This is a genomic window from Kineosporia succinea, from assembly GCF_030811555.1.
Lineage (GTDB): Bacteria > Actinomycetota > Actinomycetes > Actinomycetales > Kineosporiaceae > Kineosporia > Kineosporia succinea.
The window spans coordinates 4,615,724-4,635,307 of sequence record NZ_JAUSQZ010000001.1 but is presented as its reverse complement, the minus strand read 5'-3'; the positions used below and the strand labels follow the sequence as shown (position 1 = coordinate 4,635,307).

Here is a 19,584-nt window from a genome sequence, read left to right as displayed (position 1 = left end):
CGCCCGCGGCCCGGCGGCCGCGAGAGCCGGCCAACCCGACCCCCGCGCAGTCCGCGGAGAACACGCCCGACGACCACGACGTCCTCAAGCAAGAGATCAGACCCGCGAAGCCAGCCCCAGCGCCTCGGCCACCTCGAGCGTCGCCGTGGACCGGTTCATCGTGATGAAGTGCAGCCCCGGCGCACCCCCGTCGAGCAGCTCCCGCGAGAGCTCGGTCGCGATCTCCACCCCCACCTGCCGCACCGCCGCCGGCTCGCCGGCCACCGCGTGCAGCCGCGACACCACCGATGCGGGCAGCGCGACCCCGGTCAGTTCCGCGATCCGCTCCACCTGACGCACGTTGGTCACGGGCATGACCCCCGGAATGATCGGGATCGTGCAGCCCAGGGCGGCGGCCCGGTCGACCAGGTCGAAGTACGCGGCCGGGGTGAAGAACATCTGCGTGATCGCGAACTGCGCCCCCGCCTCGGCCTTCATGGCCAGCACCCGCGCGTCGGCGTCGAGATCGGCGCTGGCCGGGTGCACGTCCGGGAACGCGGCCACCCCGACACTGAAGTTGCCCAGCTCACGCACCAGCGAGACGAGTTCGACGGCGTACCGCGGCCCGCCCGGGTGCTGCACCCACTCGGCCCGCGGACCGCCCTGCGGGTCGCCCCGCACGACGAGCACGTTCTTCACCCCGGCGGCGGCGTAGTCGGCCACCACCCCGCGCAGCTCCGCGAGACTGGCCCCGACGCAGGTCAGGTGAGCCATCGGCGTGAGCGTCGTGTCCTGCGCGATGCGCTGGGTGACGCGGGTGGTGCGGTCACGGCTCGTGCCGCCCGCCCCGTAGGTGACCGACACGAACGTGGGGTTCAGCGGCTCGAGCCGACGGATCGACTGCCACAGCGTCGCCTCCGCCTCGTCGGTCTTCGGCGGGAAGAACTCGAACGAGAGCGAGGGGCGCTTCGCCGCGATGAGTTCGCTGAGCTGCTCGTGCAGTGCGGGTCGGTCCTGAGCCATACCCCTGAGCTTACGGTTCGGGGGCACCGCCCGGCCCGTGTGTGAGCGGTCACGAAGGACGACGTGGTCACGATCCGGCAAGCGCCCGGTCACGCAGGGGTGAAGAAACGCCCCAAACGCCCCGAACGCACAGGACGCCGGGCCCTACCGGCGCGCACGCCCCGGCCGGACCTGAGAAGGTGGGCTCCCGGTCCCTCGCGTCCCCCGCCGCCAGGGCTCACAGAAAGAGGTCCCGCCAGCATGACGTCGCTCGCCTCCCCGACCGGCAGCCACCCCCTGAAGGCGGAGGATCTGCGCGAGCGGGTGGACGCGGCCCTGCGGGACTTCCTCGGGCGCCGGTCCCTGGAGCTGGCCGAGGTCGCTCCCGAATGCACCCAGATCACCGACACCGTCTCGGTCATGACGAGCAGCGGCAAGCGCCTGCGGCCGGCGTTCCTCTACTGGGGCTGGCGCGGCGCGGGCGGCGCCAACACCGACGCCGCGGTGAACGCGGCCGCGGCACTGGAGCTGTTCCAGGCGGCGGCCCTGATCCACGACGACCTGATCGATGCCTCCGACCTGCGCCGCGGGAAGCCCGCCGTGCACAAGCAGTTCGAGGCCCTGCACACCGGCAGCGGCTGGAACGGCGCCCCGGCGCCGTTCGGCCTGGCCGGCGCCGTGCTGGCCGGCGACCTGTGCCTGGTCTGGACCGAGGAGCTGTTCTCGTCCAGCGGGCTGAGCGACGCCGAACTGCGCCGGGCCCGCCCGGTCTTCGACGCCATGCGCACCGAACTGCTGGGCGGCCAGTACCTGGACGTGCTCAGCCAGGTGCTCCCCGAGAAAGACCCGGTGAGCATGGTGGAGCGCGCGCTGCGGGTGATCCGGTTCAAGAGCGCGAAGTACTCGGTGGAGCACCCGCTGCTGATCGGGGCGAGCGCCGCCGGCGCCGACGACAAGCTGCTGGCCGTGTACTCCGAGTTCGGCCTGTCGCTGGGCGAGGCCTTCCAGCTGCGTGACGACGTGCTCGGCGTGTTCGGCGACCCGGCCACGACCGGTAAACCGGCGGGCGACGACCTGCGCGAGGGCAAACGCACCGTGCTGATCGGCCGCACCCTGCAGAACAGCACCCCGGCCCAGGCCGAGACCGTGCACCGTCTGCTCGGCGACCCGGCCCTCGGCGCCGACGGGGTGGCGACGCTGCGCCAGATCATCGTGGAGACCGGTGCCGACCGGCAGATCGAGCAGATGATCACCGAGGCCACCGAACGCGCCGAGTCCGCGCTCGCGGGCGCCGATCTCGCCGACGGTCCCACCCGCGAGGTTCTCCAGGGCCTCGTGGTCGCCGCCACCGTCCGGGCGCAGTGATCATGCCGACCAAGAACACCCTGGCCGCCCGGCTCGCCCCGGCCACCCTGCGCAAGGGCCCGCGCACCGTCACCGGCAAGAGCGACACCGTCGTCATCGTCGGCGCCGGCCTGGCCGGGCTGTCCGCCGCGATGCGCCTGGCCCGCACCGGCCGCCGGGTCATCGTGCTCGAGCGTGACCTGGTGCCGGGCGGCCGCGCCGCGGTGCGCACGATCAGCGCCCCGAACGGCAACGGTGAGTACCGGTTCGACCCGGGCCCGACCGTGCTGACGATGCCCGACCTGATCGCCGACTGCTTCGACGCGCTCGGCGAGGACATGAACGACTGGCTGAACCTGAAGCCGGTGGAACCGCTCTACCACACCACCTTCGCCGACGGCTCGAGCATCGACGTGCACTCCGACGTGAACCGGATGGCCGACGAGATCGAGACCAAGATCGGGGCGGAGGAGGCCGCGGGCTTCCACCGCTACGTGAAGTTCGTGTCCCGGCTGTACAAGTACGAGATGCGGGACTTCATCGACCGCAACATCGACTCCCCGCTCGACCTGCTCACCGCGAACCTGGCCAAGCTGGTCGCGATCGGCGGGTTCCGGCGGATGGCGCCGAAGGTCGGCCAGTTCCTGAAAGACGAGCGCACGCAGCGCATCTACTCGTTCCAGGCGCTGTACGCGGGCCTGTCCCCCTACGACGCGATGGCCCTGTACGCGGTGATCGCCTACATGGACTCGGTCGCCGGGGTGTACTTCCCGGCCGGGGGCATGGCGGCGGTGCCGACGGCGATGGCCGCCGCCGCGAAGAAGCACGGGGTGGAGTTCCGCTACGGCACCGAGGTCACCTCGGTCGAGCACTCGGGCGGGCGGGCCACCGCGGTCGTCACGGCCGACGGCGAGCGCGTTCCCGCCGACGTCGTGGTGCTGAACCCCGACCTGCCCGTCGCCTACCGGGACCTGCTGGGCAAGACCCCGTTCCGGGTGAAGCGCCTGACCTACTCGCCGTCCTGCTACCTGATGCTGGCGGGCACCCGGCAGAACTGGCCGGGCGCGTCCCACCACAACATCCACTTCGGCGGGTCCTGGAAGAACACGTTCCAGGAGCTGACCTCGGGCCGTCTGATGAGTGAGCCGTCGTTCCTGGTGACGAACCCGACGGCGTCCGACGCCCGGCTCGCGCCGGCGAACCGCGACATCTTCTACGTGCTGTTCCCGACGCCGAACCTCGACTCGCCGCTCGACTGGAAGCGCATCAAGCCGGTCTACCGCGAGCACGTGCTGTCGCAGCTGGACTCGCACGGCTACCCGGGTTTCGGCGACTCGATCGAGGTGGAAGACGTGACCACCCCGCTGGAGTGGGCGGAGCGCGGCATGGAGCGGGGAGCCCCGTTCGCGGCGGCGCACTCGTTCTTCCAGACCGGCCCGTTCCGTCCCGGCAACCTGTGGGGCGAGAACGTGGTGTTCACCGGGTCGGGCACGCAGCCGGGCGTCGGGGTGCCGATGGTGCTGGTGTCGGGGCGGCTGGCGGCCGAGCGGATCACCGGGCCGGATCCGGTGTACGCGTCCCGCGCCTGGCGGTAAGGGCTTTCGGGTCACCGCCCGCGGACGTGGCGGTCACCGCCCGGCTCACCGGCTCACGGTTTCCGGGGCCGGGGGACGCGGTGGTCGCCGCACGCTCGCGGGCGTGCGGTTCGCGCGGTCACGGCCTCCCGGGCGTGCGGACGTGGTGGTCGCCCGGGTGCGGACGCTCCGGCACGTGGTCCTCACCTCGCTCCCGGTAGTCTCTCGCCGTGCCCCTCACTTCTGCGGGAGGACAGCGATGAGCTTCCTCGACAGGCTCGACAAGCTCGGGCCGCGTGCCCTCGACAAGATCGACAAGCTCGCCCCGGGCGCGCTCGACCGGGTCGGCAGCACGGTCGTGAGACTCACGCCCAAGGCCCTCGCCGAGGCGCGGCTGGAGGTGCACGCCAAGCGCCGCGAGGAGGAGCTGGCCGTGGCGCAGGCGGCCCGGGCCGAGGCCGACCGCAAGGTCCGGCAGGCCGAGGTCGCGGCCACGGTCAACCAGCCGTTCCTGGCGGCGGTGCGCACCTGGACCGACCCGGAGACGCTCCTGCAGCAGCCCGTCGCGGTGCGCCAGGCCCTGACCGCGGCCGGCAACGCCGCGCAGCCCCTGCTGCGGGGTTCCGGCGCGGCCGCGATCACCAGCGGTGAGAGCACATGGGTGGAGGCCGCCCCGGCCCTGCTCGAGCACCTGCTGAAGGCGGCCGAGGCGGCCAAGGCCCGCAACCCGCGGCTGGCCCTCGACATCACCGAGGTGCTGCTGGCGGCCAAGCCGGCCTCGCGCGCCTCGTGGCGGCAGCGGGCGCTGGCCGCCGAGATCGCGGGCGACCTGCCCACCGCCGTGCACGCGCACCAGGCCTACCTGAACCTCACCCAGGGCGACCGCCTCGGCGTGATGGAACTGGTGAAAGAGCTGCAGGAGCGCGACGACCGGCGGGTGCGGTTCCTGTCGGCGCTCGACGTGGTGCTGCGGGCGGTGTCGCTGCCCGGCCCGGTGCGCGCGACGGCCGAGCAGGTGCGCGAGGCGCTGCACGGCCCGACGCCCCGCAAGGAGCTCGACAAGGCGGTGACCGGCCTGATGCGTGAGGTGGCCGCGCTGCCGGTGTCCGACCTGGCCCACCCGGCCACGCAAGACGTGCTGCACCACGCCGGCCGCTGGCACCGTCAGTCCCGGCTGTCCCCGGCACCGCTACCCGAGGACCTGGCGCACGACCTGACCGTGCTGCGCACCTACGAGCTGCGCCGGCGTCTGGCCGGCAGCCGGGTGTGCCTGGTCAGCGACGACCCGCAGCGCCTGAAGGGCTCCGGCCGGGGCGAGCAGGTCGACGGTTACGACGTGGTGGTGCGCTTCGGCCCGACCCGCAACAGCCCGGCCGACGGCGGTTCCCGCACCGACCTGCAGGTGATCCGGCACGACGCCAAGCTGGGCTGGAACACCGAGGCCGGGCTCCGCCTGGTGCTGGCCGAGCGCCCGGAGGACTGGGTCACGGCGATGCGCTCGCACCTGGTGCCGGGCCGTCAGCACGCGATCGCCGAGAAGGCCCTGCGCCAGCCGCTGCGCAACCCGGTGAAGGACGAGACCCCGGGCCCGGTCTCCGACGCCTACCAGCTGATCCGGCTGCTCGACCTGCTCGCGGTCTGCGAGAGCGTCGACCTGATCGGGTTCACCCCCGCGACCGACTTCGGCCCGGCCGAGCAGGCCTGGCTCACGCCGCGCCTGGAGCGGCTCGACGACCACGTGATCGGAGTGCGATGACCACCCCTTCCGGCCCTTCCGGCGAGGTCGGCGAGATCGACGACGACGAGGTCTCGGTGGACGCCGAGTTCGACGCCGGAACGGCCTTCGACGCCGAGTTCGACGTCCCGCTCGACGGTGAGCCCGAGCCCGGCAGCCCCCTGGCCGCCACCACCACCGTCACCACCACGATCACCCGCACGGACCCGGCGCCGGCGACCACCCGCGTCCCCACCTGGCGGGCCGGGATCGCCGAGCTGCGCAAGGCCGGGCACTTCGAGGAGGCCGCCCGGCGGGTCCGCGAGGAGCTGCCCCCGAAACCGGCGGCGGCCGACCGGCTGGAGGCGGGCGTGAGCCTGGCCGCGGTCTCCGACTACGACGCCGCGAACGCCCAGCTGCTGCTGGCGAGCCTCGACGAGCGGCAGGCCCCGGCCGCCCTGGCGAAGCTGTCCGAGGTGGCCTGGGTGCGGCACGACCACACCCGTGGCCGCGAGTACGCGCTCGAGGGCCTGCAGCTCGAGCCCGGGTTCCGGGGCTGCCGGATCCAGCTGCGCCGCAACGAGAAGGCCGAGGCGGCGGCGAACTCGCTGGGTGACACCAGCGGCATGGTGGCGCACGCCGCGTTCCACGCCGACCCGCACGGCAACGCCGGCGACCTGGCGCTGGTCGACTCGGTGCGTCGTGGTTTCGACCTGGAGTACGCGCCGCGGGCGGGCCGGGGGCTGAAGTCGCCGACCACGCACCCGCGCTGGTGGGACGTGCACGTCCACCAGCTGTTCGACGAGAAGCGACTGGCCCAGGTCAACGCCGGCGACGGCCTGGTGCTCGGCGGCGGCGGGCTGTTCCTGCCCGACACCGCGCCGAACGGCAACTCCGGCTGGCAGTGGAATGTCACCGACGAGATGCTGCGCCGGATCAAGGTGCCGCTGGTGGTCTGGGGCGTCGGCTACAACACGTTCGAGGGCCAGGAGTTCGACGGCAGCCGGTTCGGCCGCTCGCTGCGCACCCTGGTCGAGCGGGCCGGTTTCGTCGGGCTGCGCAACTCCGGCTCGGTCGAGAAGGTGCGCTCGCTGCTGCCTTCCGAGCTCGCCGACAAGATCCGCTGGCAGCCCTGCCCGACCACGGTGATCTCGAAGCTCGGCGGCCCGGCCTGGGAACAGGCCCCCGACGGCGACGGCTCGGGTGGCCCGGTGCTGCTCAACTGCGCCTACGACCGCTCGGCCCGGCGCTTCGGCGACGGCTACGGCCAGTTCCTGGCGAGCCTGCGCGACTGGATCCTGGCCACCCGCGAGCGGGCCGAGGTGCGGTACGCGGCGCACTGCGTCGACGACGAGATCTTCGTCAACGACCTGCGGCGCGAGCACGGCCTGACGCTGCCGGTGATCCCGATGTACGACATGACTGTGCCCGAGATCCACACCACCTACCGCCGGGCCGCCCTGGTCGTGGGCATGCGCGGGCACGCCGGCATGGTCCCGTTCGGCTGCGGCACCCCGATCGTCAGCCTGGTCTCGCACCCGAAGCTGGCCTTCTTCCTGGCCGACATCGGCCGTGAGGAGTGGGGCATCTCGGTGCACGAGCCCGACCTCGGGCCGCGCCTGCGGGAGCTCACCGGCCGGCTGCTCGACGAGCGCGCGAGCGTGGTCGAGGACATCGAGCGGCTGCAGCAGCGGCTGTTCGACGTGACGCTCGAGAATCTGGGCACGCTGCCGGAGCCGTTGCGCGTCGTGCCACGTGGCTGAGCCGGGTGCCGGACGTTAGTCTCCGCAAGTGACAGCAGTGACGACGGGGGTGCTTCACGTGAGGCGTTCGGACAAGATCAGGAGACGGCATGCCGCGGGTGAGTGACAAGGCCCTGGACGCGGCGCGGATCGGCGATCTCAAGCTCCGCGCCGCCTACGAGCACTGCCGGCGGGTCAACGCCGAGCACGGCAAGACGTACTACCTGGCGTCGATGCTGCTGCCGCCCGAGAAGCGGCCCTACGTCTGGGCGCAGTACGCCTTCGCCCGGTCCGCCGACGAGTTCGTGGACTCGCTGATCGCTCCCGACCCGGCCGCCCTGCAGACCTGGGGCGAGGAGTTCATGGCGGCGCTGGCCGGCGAGGGCCCGGTGCCGGGCGACCCGGCCGCCGTGGCGATGCTGCACACCACGCGGCGCTGGCAGATCCCGCGCGTGCACATCGAGGCGTTCCTGGAGTCCATGCAGATGGACGCCACGATCACCGGCTACCAGACGTACGCCGACCTGGAGCAGTACATGTACGGGTCGGCGGCGGTGATCGGCCTGCAGATGCTGCCGATCCTCGAGCCGCAGACGCCGGAGGCCACGGCCCGGGCCCGGGCGCTGGGCGAGGCCTTCCAGATGTCGAACTTCATCCGCGACGTGGGCGAGGACCTGCAGCGCGGCCGCGTCTACCTGCCGCAGGAAGACCTCGACAGCTTCGGCGTGACCCGCGAGTCGCTGCAGGCCGGCGTGGTCACCCCGATGATCCGCGAGCTGCTGAAGTTCGAGATCGAGCGCACCCGGCGGCTGTACGCGTTCGCCGAGCCGGGCATCGGGATGCTGCACCCGACCTCGCAGGACTGCATGCGCGTGGCGTTCACGCTCTACGGCGAGATCCTCGACGCGGTCGAGAAGATCGACTACCAGGTGCTGACCCGGCGCGCGTCGGTGTCACTGCCGCGCCGGCTGGCGGTGGCCCTCCCGGCCGCCCGCCGGGCCGCCCGGGCCCGCAAGGCCCACCGGCCGGTGGTGCTGCCGACCACCGCGAGCGCCCCCGAGGAAGACCCCGAGCGGGCCTCGCAGCCCTCCTCGTGACGTTGGTGGTTCCGCCCCCGGGCCGGGGGCGGAACCACCGGGTGACTCAGAAGCCGAGAGCCTGCGCCCGGCGGCGCACCTCGGTCTTGCCGATGCCCGAGCGCAGGGCGTCGACCGGGGCGCCCGGGTAGTCGTCGTCGGTGAACAGCCAGCGCAGCGCCTCCTCGTCGGAGTAGCCGCTGTCGGCCAGGACGACCAGGGTGCCCTGCAGGTCGGGCAGCGGTGCACCGTCCTTGAGCAGTTCGGCGGGCACGCTCATGATCTTGCGGTCGGTGCGGCGCAGGCCCAGGAGCACGCGCTCCTGCAGCATGCGGCGGACCTTGCCGACGTCGGTCCCGATCTGCTCGGCGACGTCGGGCAGGTTCAGCCAGACCCGCTCACCGTCGGGGCCGAAGTCGAGCACGTCTCTGTTTTCGTGGGGTGTGTCTGACACGCGACTTAGCGTGCCACGTCCGGTGGCCGGATCCGGCCACACTCGGCACGAGACATGCCCATGTCACCGGTCGTCGCCATTCACCTACTCTCTGTTGCACAATGACCCCGGAGTGACCGTACGCACCGAAGGACCGCCGACCAGGAAGAGAGGACGTCAGGACCGTGACCGACCCGACCGCAGCTCTTCTCGGGGTTCCCGGCAGCCCCCGCCGGCGCCCGGGCAGCGGCCCGAAACCCCTGTCGGACAGCGGGATGCCGCTGCTCGTCGTGCACCACGAGCCTCCCCACGTGCTGGCGCGGCCCCCGGCCCGCCCGCGTCGCCGCCGTCCCGGGCCCGGGGTGCAGCTGCTGCTGCGCCGCACCCGCCTGAGCGCCCTGCTCGGCCTCACCCACGACGAGAACCCGCCGCCCGAGCAGCCACCACCGCTGGTCCTGCTCGGCCGCCCCGGCACCACCCCCGACGCGATCCCGCACCTGACCACCGCGTCCACCGCCCCGAACCCCAGCCCGGCCGCCCTGCGCACCGCCGGGCTGCGTGTGCTCCTCGAGGCCCTGGTGAGCGCCGACCCGGACGAGACCGGCCTGGCCCGGCGCCGGGCCCTGGCCGCCGGGCAGCCTCCCGCCGACACCTCGGGCTCCCCCACCCTGGCCTACCGGGTCAAGGCCGGCGACGACCTGGAGACCGTGGCCCGCACGGCCGGCTGTGCGCCCGCCGCGGTGCTGGCCGCCAACCACATGCGCCCGGGCGCGGCCCTGAAGACGGGCCAGCTGATCCGGCTGCCCGCCCTCGCCACGTCCTCGGCCGACCCGGCGCGCAAGCCACCGGTGGCCGACACCACCCGGGCCCTGGCCGCGCGGCGCCGTCGCACCCGGCGCGGAGAGGTCATCCCGGCGGGTGATCTGCCTCACCGTTCCTACCCGCCCGCGGTGACGAAGGCGGCCGAGACCAACCGCGAGGCGCTCAAGCACGCGGACGTGCCCGACCGGCCCACCGCGCGGGGGATCGTGCGGGCCACGGCTGTGCACTTCGGCGTGGACCCGGCCCTGGCCCTCGCCGTGGCCTCGATGGAGTCGGGCTTCGACCAGCGTCTGGTCTCCCCCGCCAATGCCATCGGGGTCATGCAGCTACTGCCCTCGGCCGGCGCCTGGGCCGGTGAGCTGCTCGGACGCCCTCTCGACCTGCTCGACACCAAGGACAACATCACGGCCGGCACCGTGCTGCTGCTGGCCCTCGGCCGCCACGCCGACGAGCAGACCGCACTGGCCGGTTACTACCAGGGCCTGGCCTCGGTGCGTCGCCACGGCACTTTTCCCGACACCCGGCGCTACGTGGCCACCGTGCGTACGCTCAAGCTGCGGTTTCGCTGATCGGGCGCCTGAAAACTGTGCCTGGAGATAACAATGGGGCTGCGGGGACAGCCGGTATGTGGCGGAAGCCTTCCCGGTCGGCCTTAGACTGCCCGATGTGGACATGACACTCCAGGATCCACTGGTCGGCCGGCTGGTCGACGGGCGGTACCTGGTCCGGTCCCGGATCGCGCGCGGCGGTATGGCAACGGTCTACCTCGCGGTTGACCGGCGGCTGGACCGGGAGGTCGCCCTCAAGGTCATGCACGAGAACCTGGCCGACGATCCCGAGTTCGTCTCCCGGTTCGTGCGTGAGGCACGCTCTGCCGCCAGGCTGTCGCACCCGAACGTGGTCGGCGTCTTCGACCAGGGCACCGACGAGACCTCCGGCGTGCTCTATCTCGCGATGGAGTACCTGCCCGGGCGCACCCTGCGCGACGTGCTGTCGCAGCGCGGCGCGCTCACGCCCCGCGAGAGCATCTCGGTGCTCGAGCCGGTGCTGGCCGCGCTCGGCGCCGCCCACCGGGCCGGCATCGTGCACCGCGACGTGAAGCCCGAGAACGTCATCCTCACCGACGACGGCCGGATCAAGGTCGCCGACTTCGGCCTCGCCGCCGCGGTCACCGCGCCGATCGCCACCGCCGCCACCGACGAGCTGCTCGGCACCGTGGCCTACCTGGCGCCCGAGCTGGTCGCGCACGGTCACGCCGACGCCCGGGCCGACGTGTACGCCGCCGGCATCATCCTGTTCGAGCTGCTCACCGGCCGTCAGCCGTTCACCGGCGACGACCCGCTCCAGGTGGCCTACCGCCACGTGTACGAGCGGGTGCCCACCCCCACGCAGATCGCGCCGAACCTCACCGACGCGTTCGATCACCTGGTGCTGCGCCTCACCGACACCAATCCCGACGCCCGCCCGGCCACCGCCGACGCGGCGCTCGCCGAGGTGCGGGCGGCCCGGGCCTCGGTTCCCGCCGACCTGCTCGACGAGCGTGCGGCCGACGCCGACGAGCTGCGCGGCGGCCCGGGCGACTACGACGACGCCACCGTGGAGTTCGGCGCCGCGGCCCCCGCCGCCTACGCCGAGACCGCGGTCTACTCGCGCTCCGACCACCTGGCGCCCGGTTCGGCCGGGCCCACCCGCATCGTCTCCCCGGTCCCCGGTCTGAGTGTGCGTCCGGGGGCCGACGACCAGGTCACCGCGCTCTACCAGCCGGTGCCGGGCGCGGCCCCGGCTCCGGCCCAGGGCCCGCAACCCACCCGCGCGCTCTCCCGTCGGCAGGAACGCGGCATGGCGGTCCGCGACGCGATGGTTCCCCGGCTGCGGGTGAACGACGACGACGAGGCCCCGCCCGGATTCCTCGGCAACCGCCGCCGCACCGCACTCACCGCCGTCCTCGGCGTCGTGCTCGTGCTGGCCGTCGTGTTCACCGGCGTCTGGTGGTTCACCGGCGGCCCGGGCTCGTTCGTGCGGGTCCCCGCGGTCACCGGCATGCGCGAGTCCGACGCCCAGCGGGTGCTCGTGCTGCAGGGCCTGACCCCCGACATCGACGAGCAGTTCAGCTCCGAGGTCGACGCCGGCACGGTGATCTCCTCCAGCCCGGCCGGCGGGGGTGACGTGAAGAAGAACGGCACCGTCACGATCGTCGTCAGCAAGGGCCGCGAGCTGGTGGCCGTGCCCGACGTGAAGGGCAAGACCCTGGCCGACGCCACCGGTGAGCTGGAGGGCGCCGGGCTGAAGGTCGGCGACACCAGCGAGCAGTACAACGCCAAGGTCGACGAGGGCAAGGTCATCTCGAGCGCGCCCAAGGCCGGCAACAAGGTCGCCCCCGGCCGTGAGGTCAAGCTCGTCGTCAGCAAGGGCGTCGAGCCGGTCCAGCTCGACAACGTGGTGGGCCAGAACAAGGACGCGGCGAAGCAGCTCCTCGAGAGCAAGGGCCTGGTCGTCGAGATCCAGGAGGTCGACCCCTGGGACGGCGCTCCCGGCACCGGCACCGTGTTCGAGCAGTCCCCCGCCGCCCAGGGCCAGACCGTGGGCAAGGGCAGCACCGTGGTCCTGAAGGCGGTCAAGCAGCCCGCCCAGGTCGAGGTGCCGAACGTGACCGGGCAGGACATCAACCAGGCCCGGGCCACGCTCGAGGGGCTCGGCTTCTCGGTCAAGCACGAGGGCTGGGGCTTCGGCAACCAGGTACGCGAGCAGAGCATCACCGGCCCGGCCGACGCCGGCTCGGAGATCGTGCTCAAGACCTGGTGACCTTTCCGGCCACCCGCTGACGTGGTACCTGACGTGACGAACGACGTGACGCTCCGCGCGGTGGGCCAGGAGGACATCCCCCTCCTGGCCCGCTGGCGCAACGACCCGGACCACGAGACCGCCTTCGGCGACTTCCTGCCGATGGCCCGCCGCCAGCACCAGTACCACGAGCGGTTCGCCGTCAACGGCATGATCAGCGAGGACGAGGGGCTGCTGATCATCTGCCGGGCCGGCGAGCCGGTGGGCACGGTCAGCTGGCACCCCGTGCACTACGGGCCCAACCGGGGCAGCCAGTCGCTGAACCTCGGTATCGCGATCGCGCCGTCGGCCCGGGGCCAGGGCGTCGGCACCGCCGCACAGCGTCTGGCCTACGAGTGGCTGTTCCGCTACACGACCGTGAACCGGATCGAGGCCAGCACCGACGTGGAGAACCTCGCCGAGCAGAAGGCGCTCGGGAAGGCCGGTTTCACCCGCGAGGGAGTGCTGCGCGGAGCGCAGTTCCGACTGGGCACCTGGCACGACATGGTGCAGTACAGCCGGCTCCGCCACGACAGCTGACATGGAGGACGCCGGTGGGCACCGGCGTCCTCCATCCGGCTTTGCGGGTGGTCAGGCGGTCAGGGCCTGCTTCGCGATCGCGGGCAGCACCTCGGCGGCCCGCCCCGCGGCCGCCTCGTCGATGTCGAGGTGCGTCACCAGACGCACCACCCGGGAGCCGACGGCCCCGACCCGGATGTTCTCCTCCGCGCAGCCGGCGATGAACGCCTGCGCCGCGGTGGACGAGGGCCACTCCGAGGCCACGATGTTGGTGCGCACCAGCTCCGGCTCGACGATCGTCTCGTCGACCCCGGCCAGCGCCTCGGCGATCGACCGGGCGCGGGCGTGGTCGTCGGCGAGCCGGGTGACGTGGTGCTTCAGCGCGTAGCGCCCGGCCGCGGCCAGCAGACCGACCTGCCGCATACCGCCGCCCATGCGCTTGCGCCAGATCCGCGCCTGCTCGATGCGCTCGGCGCTGCCGACCAGCACCGAACCGACCGGCGCGCCCAGGCCCTTGGACAGGCAGAGCGACACCGTGTCGGCGAACGAGCCGTACTCGGTCAGCGGCACCCCGGACGCCACGTGCGCGTTCCAGAGCCGGGCCCCGTCGAGGTGCACGCTCAGGCCCAGGGCGTCGGCCCCGGCCCGCAGACGGCGCAGCTCGGACGGCGACTGCACGGTGCCGCCCCCGAAGTTGTGCGTGTCCTCGACCGCGATGGCGGCCGTGGACACGAAGTAGGGCCCGGCGTCGGGCACGGCCATGCGCAGCGCCTCGTCGGCATCGAGCAGACCCCGCGACGACTGCCAGGTGCGGGTCGTGACCTGGCCGAACACGGCGTGCGCGCCGAGCTCGGCGCGCACGATGTGGGCCAGCGAGTCACAGAGGATCTCCTGGCCGGGGGCCACCAGCGAGCGCACCCCCAGCACGTTGGACATCGAGCCGGTGGGGCAGAACAGCCCGGCCTCGTGACCGAGCAGCTGCGCCACCTCGGCCTCGAGGGCGTTGACCTCCGGGTCCTCCCCGTAGACGTCGTCGCCCACCACGGCCTCGGCGATGGCCTGGCGCATGCCGGCGGTGGGCCTGGTCAGCGTGTCGCTGCGCAGGTCCACGACGGGCGCCGGGGTCGGGCTCATCAGCGGCCCGTCAGCATCTCGGCGACCAGGAACGCCATCTCCAGCGACTGCTGGTGGTTCAGGCGCGGGTCGCAGAGCGTCTCGTAGCGGGTGGCGAGGTCGGCGTCGTCGATGTGCTCGGCGCCGCCCATGCACTCGGTGACGTCGTCGCCCGTGAGCTCGACGTGCAGACCACCGGGCACGGTGCCGACGGCGTTGTGCACCTCGAAGAAGCCGCGCACCTCGTCCATCACGTCGTCGAAGCGGCGGGTCTTGAAGCCGGACGCCGACTCGAAGGTGTTGCCGTGCATCGGGTCGCAGATCCAGAGGGCGGGCAGACCCTCCTTCTTCGTGGTCTCGGCCAGCGCCGGCAGGTTGCCCCGGATCTTGCCCGCGCCCATCCGGCTCACCAGCGTCAGACGACCCGGCTCGCGCTCGGGGTCGAGCTTGTCGACGAGCTTCATCAGGTCGTCGGGGGTGGTGGTCGGGCCGATCTTGACGCCGATCGGGTTGCGCACCCGCGACATCAGGTCGACGTGGGCACCGTCGAGCTGACGGGTGCGCTCGCCGATCCAGACGAAGTGCGCGGACACGTTGTAGGGCGTGCCGGTGCGCGAGTCGATGCGGGTGAGGGCGCGCTCGTAGTCGAGCAGCAGACCCTCGTGGCTGGACCAGAAGTCGACGGTGCGCAGCGCGTCGGTGTCGCCGCCGGCCGCGATCATGAACTTCATCGCGCGGTCGATGTCACGCGCCATCGCCTCGTAGCGGGCGTTGGCCGGGCTGCTGACGAAGCCCCGGTTCCACTCGTGCACCTGGCGCAGGTCGGCGAAGCCGCCCTTGGTGAAGGCACGGATCAGGTTCAGGGTGGAACTGGACGTGTGGTACGCCTTCAGCAGCCGCTTCGGGTCGGGCGTGCGCGAGGCCTCCTCGAACGGGAAGCCGTTGATCGCGTCGCCACGGTAGGCGGGGAGCGTGACGCCCTGACGCGTCTCCTGCGTGCTGCTGCGCGGCTTGGAGTACTGCCCGGCCATCCGGCCCAGCTTGATCACCGGCATGCTCGCGCCGTAGGTCAGGACGACGGCCATCTGCAGCATCGTCTTGATCTTGTTGCGGATGCGGTCGGCCGTGGCCTCGGCGAAGGTCTCGGCGCAGTCACCGCCCTGGAGCAGAAACGCCTCGCCCCGCGCCGCGGCGGCCAGCTGCCCGCGCAGCAGGTCGCACTCCCCCGCGAACACCAGCGGCGGCACCGAGGCGAGCTCGGCGGCCACGGCCTCGAGCTCGGCGCGGTCAGGCCACTCGGGCTGCTGCGCGGCGGGAAGGTCACGCCAGACGTCGAGACCGGCCTCGAGAGCCGCGGCCGCCGTGTCCGGAGTGCTCGTCGGGTAGAGGTCGGCACTGGTGATGGGATGCAGTGGGGCGCTCACGGGCACAAGAGTACGGGGGCGGCGCAAGCCCTTTCGGTGGTTGCCGGATTTCGTACGGACGCGGGTCGGGGCCGCAGGATTTGCGGCCGGGACGAACGAAGGGCGGACCAGCACGGTCACCGGCGGTCGTTCGCCGGGGCCGGGCCGATCCGCCCTTCGCTCCGCGTCGTGGCGCTCAGGCCGCGTTGCCGTCCTTCTCCGCCTCGTTCTGGTCCTTGGCGTCGTCCGGAACGGCCTTGTCCTTGGGGGCGGCCTTGTCCTTCGGGGCGGCCTTGTCCTTCGCCCTGTCCTTCGGGGACGCCTTGTCCGGGGCCTTGTCGGCGCCCTTCTCCGCAGCCTTCTCGGCGTGACCGCCCGGGGTCACGGCCAGCTCCGCGTGACCGGAGGGCAGTCCGGTGTCGGCCCCGCTGCGCTTCGCCGCCGCCAGCCGCTCTTTCATGGTGGCGGCGTAGATGTCCACGTACTCCTGGTCGGACAGCACCATCAGCTGGTACATGATCTCGTCGGTCACCGAGCGCAGCACGAACCGGTCGGTGGCCATGCCCTCGTACCGGGAGAAGTCCAGGGGCTCACCGATCACCACGCCGACCTCGCCCTTGGGCAGCAGTCGCGGGATCAGCTTGCCGGGGGGCTGCACCTCGAACGTCTTGATCATCGCCACCGGGATCACCGGGATGCCCGACTCCAGCGCCATCCGGGCCACACCGGTGCGGCCGCGGTAGAGCCGGCCGTCGGGCGAGCGGGTGCCCTCCGGGTAGATCCCCAGCAGCTCGCCCTTGCTCAGCACCTTCATGCCCGTGCCCAGCGCCGCCTCGGACGCCCGGCCGCCGGACCGCTCGATCGGGATCTGCCCCACGCCCCGGAAGAACGCCGCTGTGAGACGGCCCTTGATGCCGCGGCCGTTGAAGTACTCGGCCTTCGCCAGGAAGGTGATCTTGCGGTTCACGTGCAGGGGCAGGAAGAAATGGTCCGAGAACGACAGGTGATTGGAGGCCAGGATGACCGGCCCCTTCTTCGGGATGTTCTCGAGACCCTTGACCCACGGCTTGTACAACGTTCGGATCAGAGGTCCGAGAAGAACGCGCCGCAGCAGCCAGTAGAGCATCGCCACCTCCTTTGACCGCGTGCCAGCGCGCGTGTGCGCACCGGGCCACCACGACCCGGTCGGCCGGGGACGCCTCGCCCGGCCGACGCACACTATCCATTGTCGCGCCCCCGACCGCCAAGATGCCCGATCGTCAAGTCCGGTTCGCCGGGTTCCTGTCAGCCTGTCGGCAGACGAGCCGCACTTGACGTGAACGGTCACAACCCACTCGTGTTCGCCCGGTGTTCGCGGATCGCGCAAGCCACTCGATAAGTCTCCGCGTCCGTGTCACGATGGCGATCTGGCCGTCGACCGACGAGGGAGCCGCCGTGACCGTGCGTCGTCCGGGCGAGCCGTCGGCCCTGCCCACCTACTCTCCCACCTGCGCTGATGTCCCCAGAGGGCAGTCTTGGCGGTCCTTTTCGCGGTGGGGAAGGCTACGGGGAATGCCCCGTGCGGCCCTCCGGTTGGCGACAGAGCGGCCAGGACCCCGGCCCGGAGGCGGGTACGGCCGAACGCGACCGGCGGGGCCGTGGGAGCAGTCGATCAGGCCCGGCGGCAGCGCCGGGCGAGGAGTCCCGGGCCGGTTCCGGGGGTGGACGGAGTGATTCTCATCAACCCGCTGGCGCACGACCCGCGATCCGACCCGGCGGCGCTCGAGGCGCAGTCCGCCGCGGCGCCGCTGACGCGAACCAGCCCGGCGGCCCGTCCGACGCGGACCGATCCGACCGCCCGGCTGACACACACCAGACCCATCACGTGGCTGACGCACTCCGGCGCGTCCGTGAGGACGCGGGTCGGCCCGTCCGTGAGGACGCCGGTCGGTACGTCCGTGAGGACGCCGGTCGGTACGTCCGTGAGGACGCCGGTCGGTACGTCCGTGAGGACGCCGGTGAGTCCGTTTCTGACGACGCGGGTGAGCCCGTCCACGAACTGTTTCCGCTCCACCTCGGCGGCGCACGTTCCTGATCGTCGGGCGGCGATCGGGACGCGCCTGGTCGCGGCCGCCCGGGGCCACCGGCCCGACCAGGCAGGACCCGCCCGGGTGAGCCCTTCGCGCGCACGCGGGCCGATCCTGCGGGACAGTGGTGCCGTGGCGACGCAGAGCACGGCCAGTGCGAACCTGACGGAGGACGCCCGATGAGCACCGCCGGCGACCCGTCCGACCGCGACACCGAGTCCGGCACCCTGCCCAGCGCAGCGCCCGGCACCGAGTCCTCCGAGCCGGCCGCGGCATCCGGACCGGGGCGGACCCCGGCCCCGGCCGAGCGCGAGGGCAAGACCGACACTCCGGCCGACCTCGACGACCAGGCCGCCCGCCAGAGCCCGGCCGAGCGCAAGCCCCAGCCCGACCACGCGAACCCGGCCGACCTCAAGGGTCAGACCGAGCGGCAGGGCCAGACCGAACGCCAGGGCCCGCCTGAGCAAGCCCCCAAGACCGGCCGCACGAACGCCGCCGACCCCGAGGACCAGTCCTCCCGCCCGGGCCAGACCGAGCAGGCCGGGCCCGCCACCACCGGCGCCCCGGTCCCCGTCACGCCCGCGGCACCGATCCCCTCCGCTCCCCCGGTGGCGGCCGGGCCCCCCGCCGAGGGCGCCCCGAATCTCGACGTCGACGCCCGCTTCGCCGAGATCATCGCCGGCTGGGGCGACGAACCCCCCACGGCCTGGCCCACCCCCGAAGAGGCCGAGAAGACCCGCCGGCACTACGAGGACGAGAACCCCGACGCCGTTCCGAACCGCGCCCGCGGCTCGGAGTGGGGTGGTGAGTGGGGCTTCCCCGACGACCCCACCGCGTCCACCGGCGATACCGACCAGCGGGCCGAGCCGGACCGCCGCAACCACCCCGAGCCGGGCCCCCTCGACGAGTACGACCCTGACGACCTGCCCGACGAGCTCCGCACCACCAGCACCGGCCCGCGCGACTACTCCCCCGTGGCCGAGCCGGAGCACCGCTTCGAGCCGCCCGAGCCGCCGCCCCTGCCCCGGGGTGACCTGCTGGGCCGGCTGGCCTGGGCCGCGGTCATCGGCGGCCCGCTGTTCCTGCTGATCTCGGTCGTCGCCTGGCGCACCGCGCCTCAGCTCTACGTGACCGTCGCCCTGGCCTGCTTCGCCGGTGGTTTCGTCACGCTGGTCGCCCGCATGCCCAAGCACCGCGACGACGAGGACGACGACGGAGCCGTGGTCTAGGCCCGGTCCCGGCCGCCGGTCACCGCGCGCCGGACCGGTCGGAGGGCTTCTCGGGAGACAGGACCCGGAGCTCGGCGACCACCGGCCGGTGGTCGCTGGCCAGCTTCACGTCGGCCTCGTCGGGTGTCCAGGTGCCGTACTCCAGCACCTCTACGCCCCGCCCGGTGAGGATCGCGTCGATGCGGTGCCGTGGCCCGTCCGCCGGATAGGTCGCCGGGGCGCCCGGCGCCGGGTCCGCGACCAGCGGCTCCAGTGCCTGCCAGCACGGCCCGCCGGGTCCCTCGTTCAGGTCGGCGGCCAGCACCGCGGGCAGGCCGAAGTCGCCCAGCTGCCGGGCCAGCGTGCGCACGTGCTGCAGCCGCTGCCCCTGGTCGGTCGGCAGGTGCGCCGAGGCGACGCGCAGTGCCGGGCCCCCGCTCAGCGGCTGCACGGTGGCCAGCACCACCCCGCGCCGGTTGTCGCGCCAGTGGCCGAGCGGGAACGTGAAGGTCGCGACGTCACGGGTGCGCACCCGGCCGGACGTGAACACCGCGTTGCTGCCCGCGGTGCGGCCCCCGGCCAGGTGGTGCAGCCCGCAGGCCCGGGCCAGCCGGGCGAACTGCCCGTGCGAACCGGGCACGCGCGGCCCCTCCTGCACACACAGCACGTCGGGCGCCGCGGCCCGCACCACCCGGTGCACGGCCAGCGGATCACCCTGCAGGTGCCGGATGTTCCAGCTCATCACCCTGATCCGCGGACCCGGTTCCAC

At 72.8% G+C, this 19,584-nt stretch carries 15 protein-coding genes; 9 read left to right on the top strand and 6 right to left on the bottom strand.

The window, feature by feature from the left end; all coding sequences use genetic code 11:
• Positions 1-96: 96 nt before the first annotated feature.
• A complete protein-coding gene (gene metF, locus J2S57_RS20160; RefSeq protein ID WP_307245297.1) occupies positions 97-1,002 on the bottom strand; it encodes a methylenetetrahydrofolate reductase [NAD(P)H] in 906 nt (301 codons plus the stop codon).
• A gap of 240 nt (positions 1,003-1,242) precedes the next feature.
• Between metF and J2S57_RS20155 the strand changes: the two genes are divergently transcribed.
• The 5 genes from J2S57_RS20155 to J2S57_RS20135 all read left to right on the top strand — a co-directional run bounded on the left by J2S57_RS20155 (position 1,243) and on the right by J2S57_RS20135 (position 8,452).
• Positions 1,243-2,346 (top strand): polyprenyl synthetase family protein, encoded by a 1,104-nt coding sequence (locus tag J2S57_RS20155; RefSeq protein WP_307245295.1) that lies wholly within the window; start codon positions 1,243-1,245, stop codon positions 2,344-2,346.
• A gap of 2 nt (positions 2,347-2,348) precedes the next feature.
• Entirely contained in the window at positions 2,349-3,920 is a 1,572-nt protein-coding gene (gene crtI, locus J2S57_RS20150) for a phytoene desaturase family protein (RefSeq protein ID WP_307245293.1), read from the top strand.
• Positions 3,921-4,158: 238 nt separating this feature from the next.
• Positions 4,159-5,655, top strand: coding sequence for a glycosyltransferase family 29 protein (locus tag J2S57_RS20145; protein ID WP_307245291.1), 1,497 nt, complete (start codon positions 4,159-4,161; stop codon positions 5,653-5,655).
• Positions 5,652-7,376 (top strand): polysaccharide pyruvyl transferase family protein, encoded by a 1,725-nt coding sequence (locus J2S57_RS20140; protein ID WP_307245289.1) that lies wholly within the window; start codon positions 5,652-5,654, stop codon positions 7,374-7,376. Before J2S57_RS20145 ends, J2S57_RS20140 begins: the two co-directional genes overlap by 4 nt.
• A gap of 89 nt (positions 7,377-7,465) precedes the next feature.
• Positions 7,466-8,452, top strand: a complete 987-nt coding sequence (locus tag J2S57_RS20135) for a phytoene/squalene synthase family protein (RefSeq protein WP_307245287.1) — start codon at positions 7,466-7,468, stop codon at positions 8,450-8,452.
• Between the two features lie 46 nt (positions 8,453-8,498).
• Here J2S57_RS20135 and J2S57_RS20130 read toward each other — a convergent pair whose 3' ends face one another.
• Positions 8,499-8,885, bottom strand: coding sequence for an Rv2175c family DNA-binding protein (locus J2S57_RS20130; protein WP_307245285.1), 387 nt, complete (start codon positions 8,883-8,885; stop codon positions 8,499-8,501).
• A 164-nt stretch (positions 8,886-9,049) separates the two neighbouring features.
• Between J2S57_RS20130 and J2S57_RS20125 the strand changes: the two genes are divergently transcribed.
• The 3 genes from J2S57_RS20125 (at position 9,050) to J2S57_RS20115 (ending at position 13,046) form a co-directional block, all read left to right on the top strand.
• Positions 9,050-10,255: a lytic transglycosylase domain-containing protein gene (locus J2S57_RS20125; RefSeq protein WP_307245284.1), complete on the top strand. Its 1,206-nt coding sequence runs from the start codon at positions 9,050-9,052 to the stop codon at positions 10,253-10,255.
• 103 nt (positions 10,256-10,358) lie between these two features.
• Positions 10,359-12,488, top strand: coding sequence for a Stk1 family PASTA domain-containing Ser/Thr kinase (locus J2S57_RS20120; RefSeq protein WP_307251081.1), 2,130 nt, complete (start codon positions 10,359-10,361; stop codon positions 12,486-12,488).
• Between the two features lie 33 nt (positions 12,489-12,521).
• The gene (locus J2S57_RS20115) at positions 12,522-13,046 is read left to right on the top strand and encodes a GNAT family N-acetyltransferase (protein ID WP_307245282.1); all 525 of its coding nucleotides are present in this window, start codon (positions 12,522-12,524) and stop codon (positions 13,044-13,046) included.
• A 51-nt stretch (positions 13,047-13,097) separates the two neighbouring features.
• Here J2S57_RS20115 and J2S57_RS20110 read toward each other — a convergent pair whose 3' ends face one another.
• The 3 genes from J2S57_RS20110 to J2S57_RS20100 all read right to left on the bottom strand — a co-directional run bounded on the left by J2S57_RS20110 (position 13,098) and on the right by J2S57_RS20100 (position 16,667).
• Positions 13,098-14,159 (bottom strand): threonine aldolase family protein, encoded by a 1,062-nt coding sequence (locus J2S57_RS20110; RefSeq protein ID WP_307245280.1) that lies wholly within the window; start codon positions 14,157-14,159, stop codon positions 13,098-13,100.
• Positions 14,159-15,541 (bottom strand): class II 3-deoxy-7-phosphoheptulonate synthase, encoded by a 1,383-nt coding sequence (locus tag J2S57_RS20105; protein ID WP_370882684.1) that lies wholly within the window; start codon positions 15,539-15,541, stop codon positions 14,159-14,161. The genes J2S57_RS20110 and J2S57_RS20105 overlap by 1 nt, the downstream gene beginning before the upstream one ends.
• A 196-nt stretch (positions 15,542-15,737) precedes the next feature.
• Positions 15,738-16,667, bottom strand: coding sequence for a lysophospholipid acyltransferase family protein (locus tag J2S57_RS20100; RefSeq protein WP_307245277.1), 930 nt, complete (start codon positions 16,665-16,667; stop codon positions 15,738-15,740).
• Between the two features lie 1,119 nt (positions 16,668-17,786).
• Here J2S57_RS20100 and J2S57_RS20095 point away from each other — a divergent pair.
• Positions 17,787-18,836, top strand: a complete 1,050-nt coding sequence (locus J2S57_RS20095) for a hypothetical protein (RefSeq protein WP_307245275.1) — start codon at positions 17,787-17,789, stop codon at positions 18,834-18,836.
• Positions 18,837-18,855: 19 nt separating this feature from the next.
• Here the strand turns inward: J2S57_RS20095 and J2S57_RS20090 are convergent, their stop codons facing one another.
• A complete protein-coding gene (locus J2S57_RS20090; RefSeq protein ID WP_307245273.1) occupies positions 18,856-19,557 on the bottom strand; it encodes an endonuclease/exonuclease/phosphatase family protein in 702 nt (233 codons plus the stop codon).
• Positions 19,558-19,584: the final 27 nt, after the last annotated feature.

Bases quoted from the DNA above. Each gene is read 5' to 3' on its own strand.
- metF (WP_307245297.1), bottom strand. From the start codon at position 1,002: ATGGCTCAGGACCGACCCGCACTGCACGAGCAGCTCAGCGAACTCATC.
- J2S57_RS20155 (WP_307245295.1), top strand. From the start codon at position 1,243: ATGACGTCGCTCGCCTCCCCGACCGGCAGCCACCCCCTGAAGGCGGAG.
- crtI (WP_307245293.1), top strand. From the start codon at position 2,349: ATGCCGACCAAGAACACCCTGGCCGCCCGGCTCGCCCCGGCCACCCTG.
- J2S57_RS20145 (WP_307245291.1), top strand. From the start codon at position 4,159: ATGAGCTTCCTCGACAGGCTCGACAAGCTCGGGCCGCGTGCCCTCGAC.
- J2S57_RS20140 (WP_307245289.1), top strand. From the start codon at position 5,652: ATGACCACCCCTTCCGGCCCTTCCGGCGAGGTCGGCGAGATCGACGAC.
- J2S57_RS20135 (WP_307245287.1), top strand. From the start codon at position 7,466: ATGCCGCGGGTGAGTGACAAGGCCCTGGACGCGGCGCGGATCGGCGAT.
- J2S57_RS20120 (WP_307251081.1), top strand. From the start codon at position 10,359: ATGACACTCCAGGATCCACTGGTCGGCCGGCTGGTCGACGGGCGGTAC.
- J2S57_RS20110 (WP_307245280.1), bottom strand. From the start codon at position 14,159: ATGAGCCCGACCCCGGCGCCCGTCGTGGACCTGCGCAGCGACACGCTG.
- J2S57_RS20100 (WP_307245277.1), bottom strand. From the start codon at position 16,667: ATGCTCTACTGGCTGCTGCGGCGCGTTCTTCTCGGACCTCTGATCCGA.
- J2S57_RS20095 (WP_307245275.1), top strand. From the start codon at position 17,787: ATGAGCACCGCCGGCGACCCGTCCGACCGCGACACCGAGTCCGGCACC.
- J2S57_RS20090 (WP_307245273.1), bottom strand. From the start codon at position 19,557: ATGAGCTGGAACATCCGGCACCTGCAGGGTGATCCGCTGGCCGTGCAC.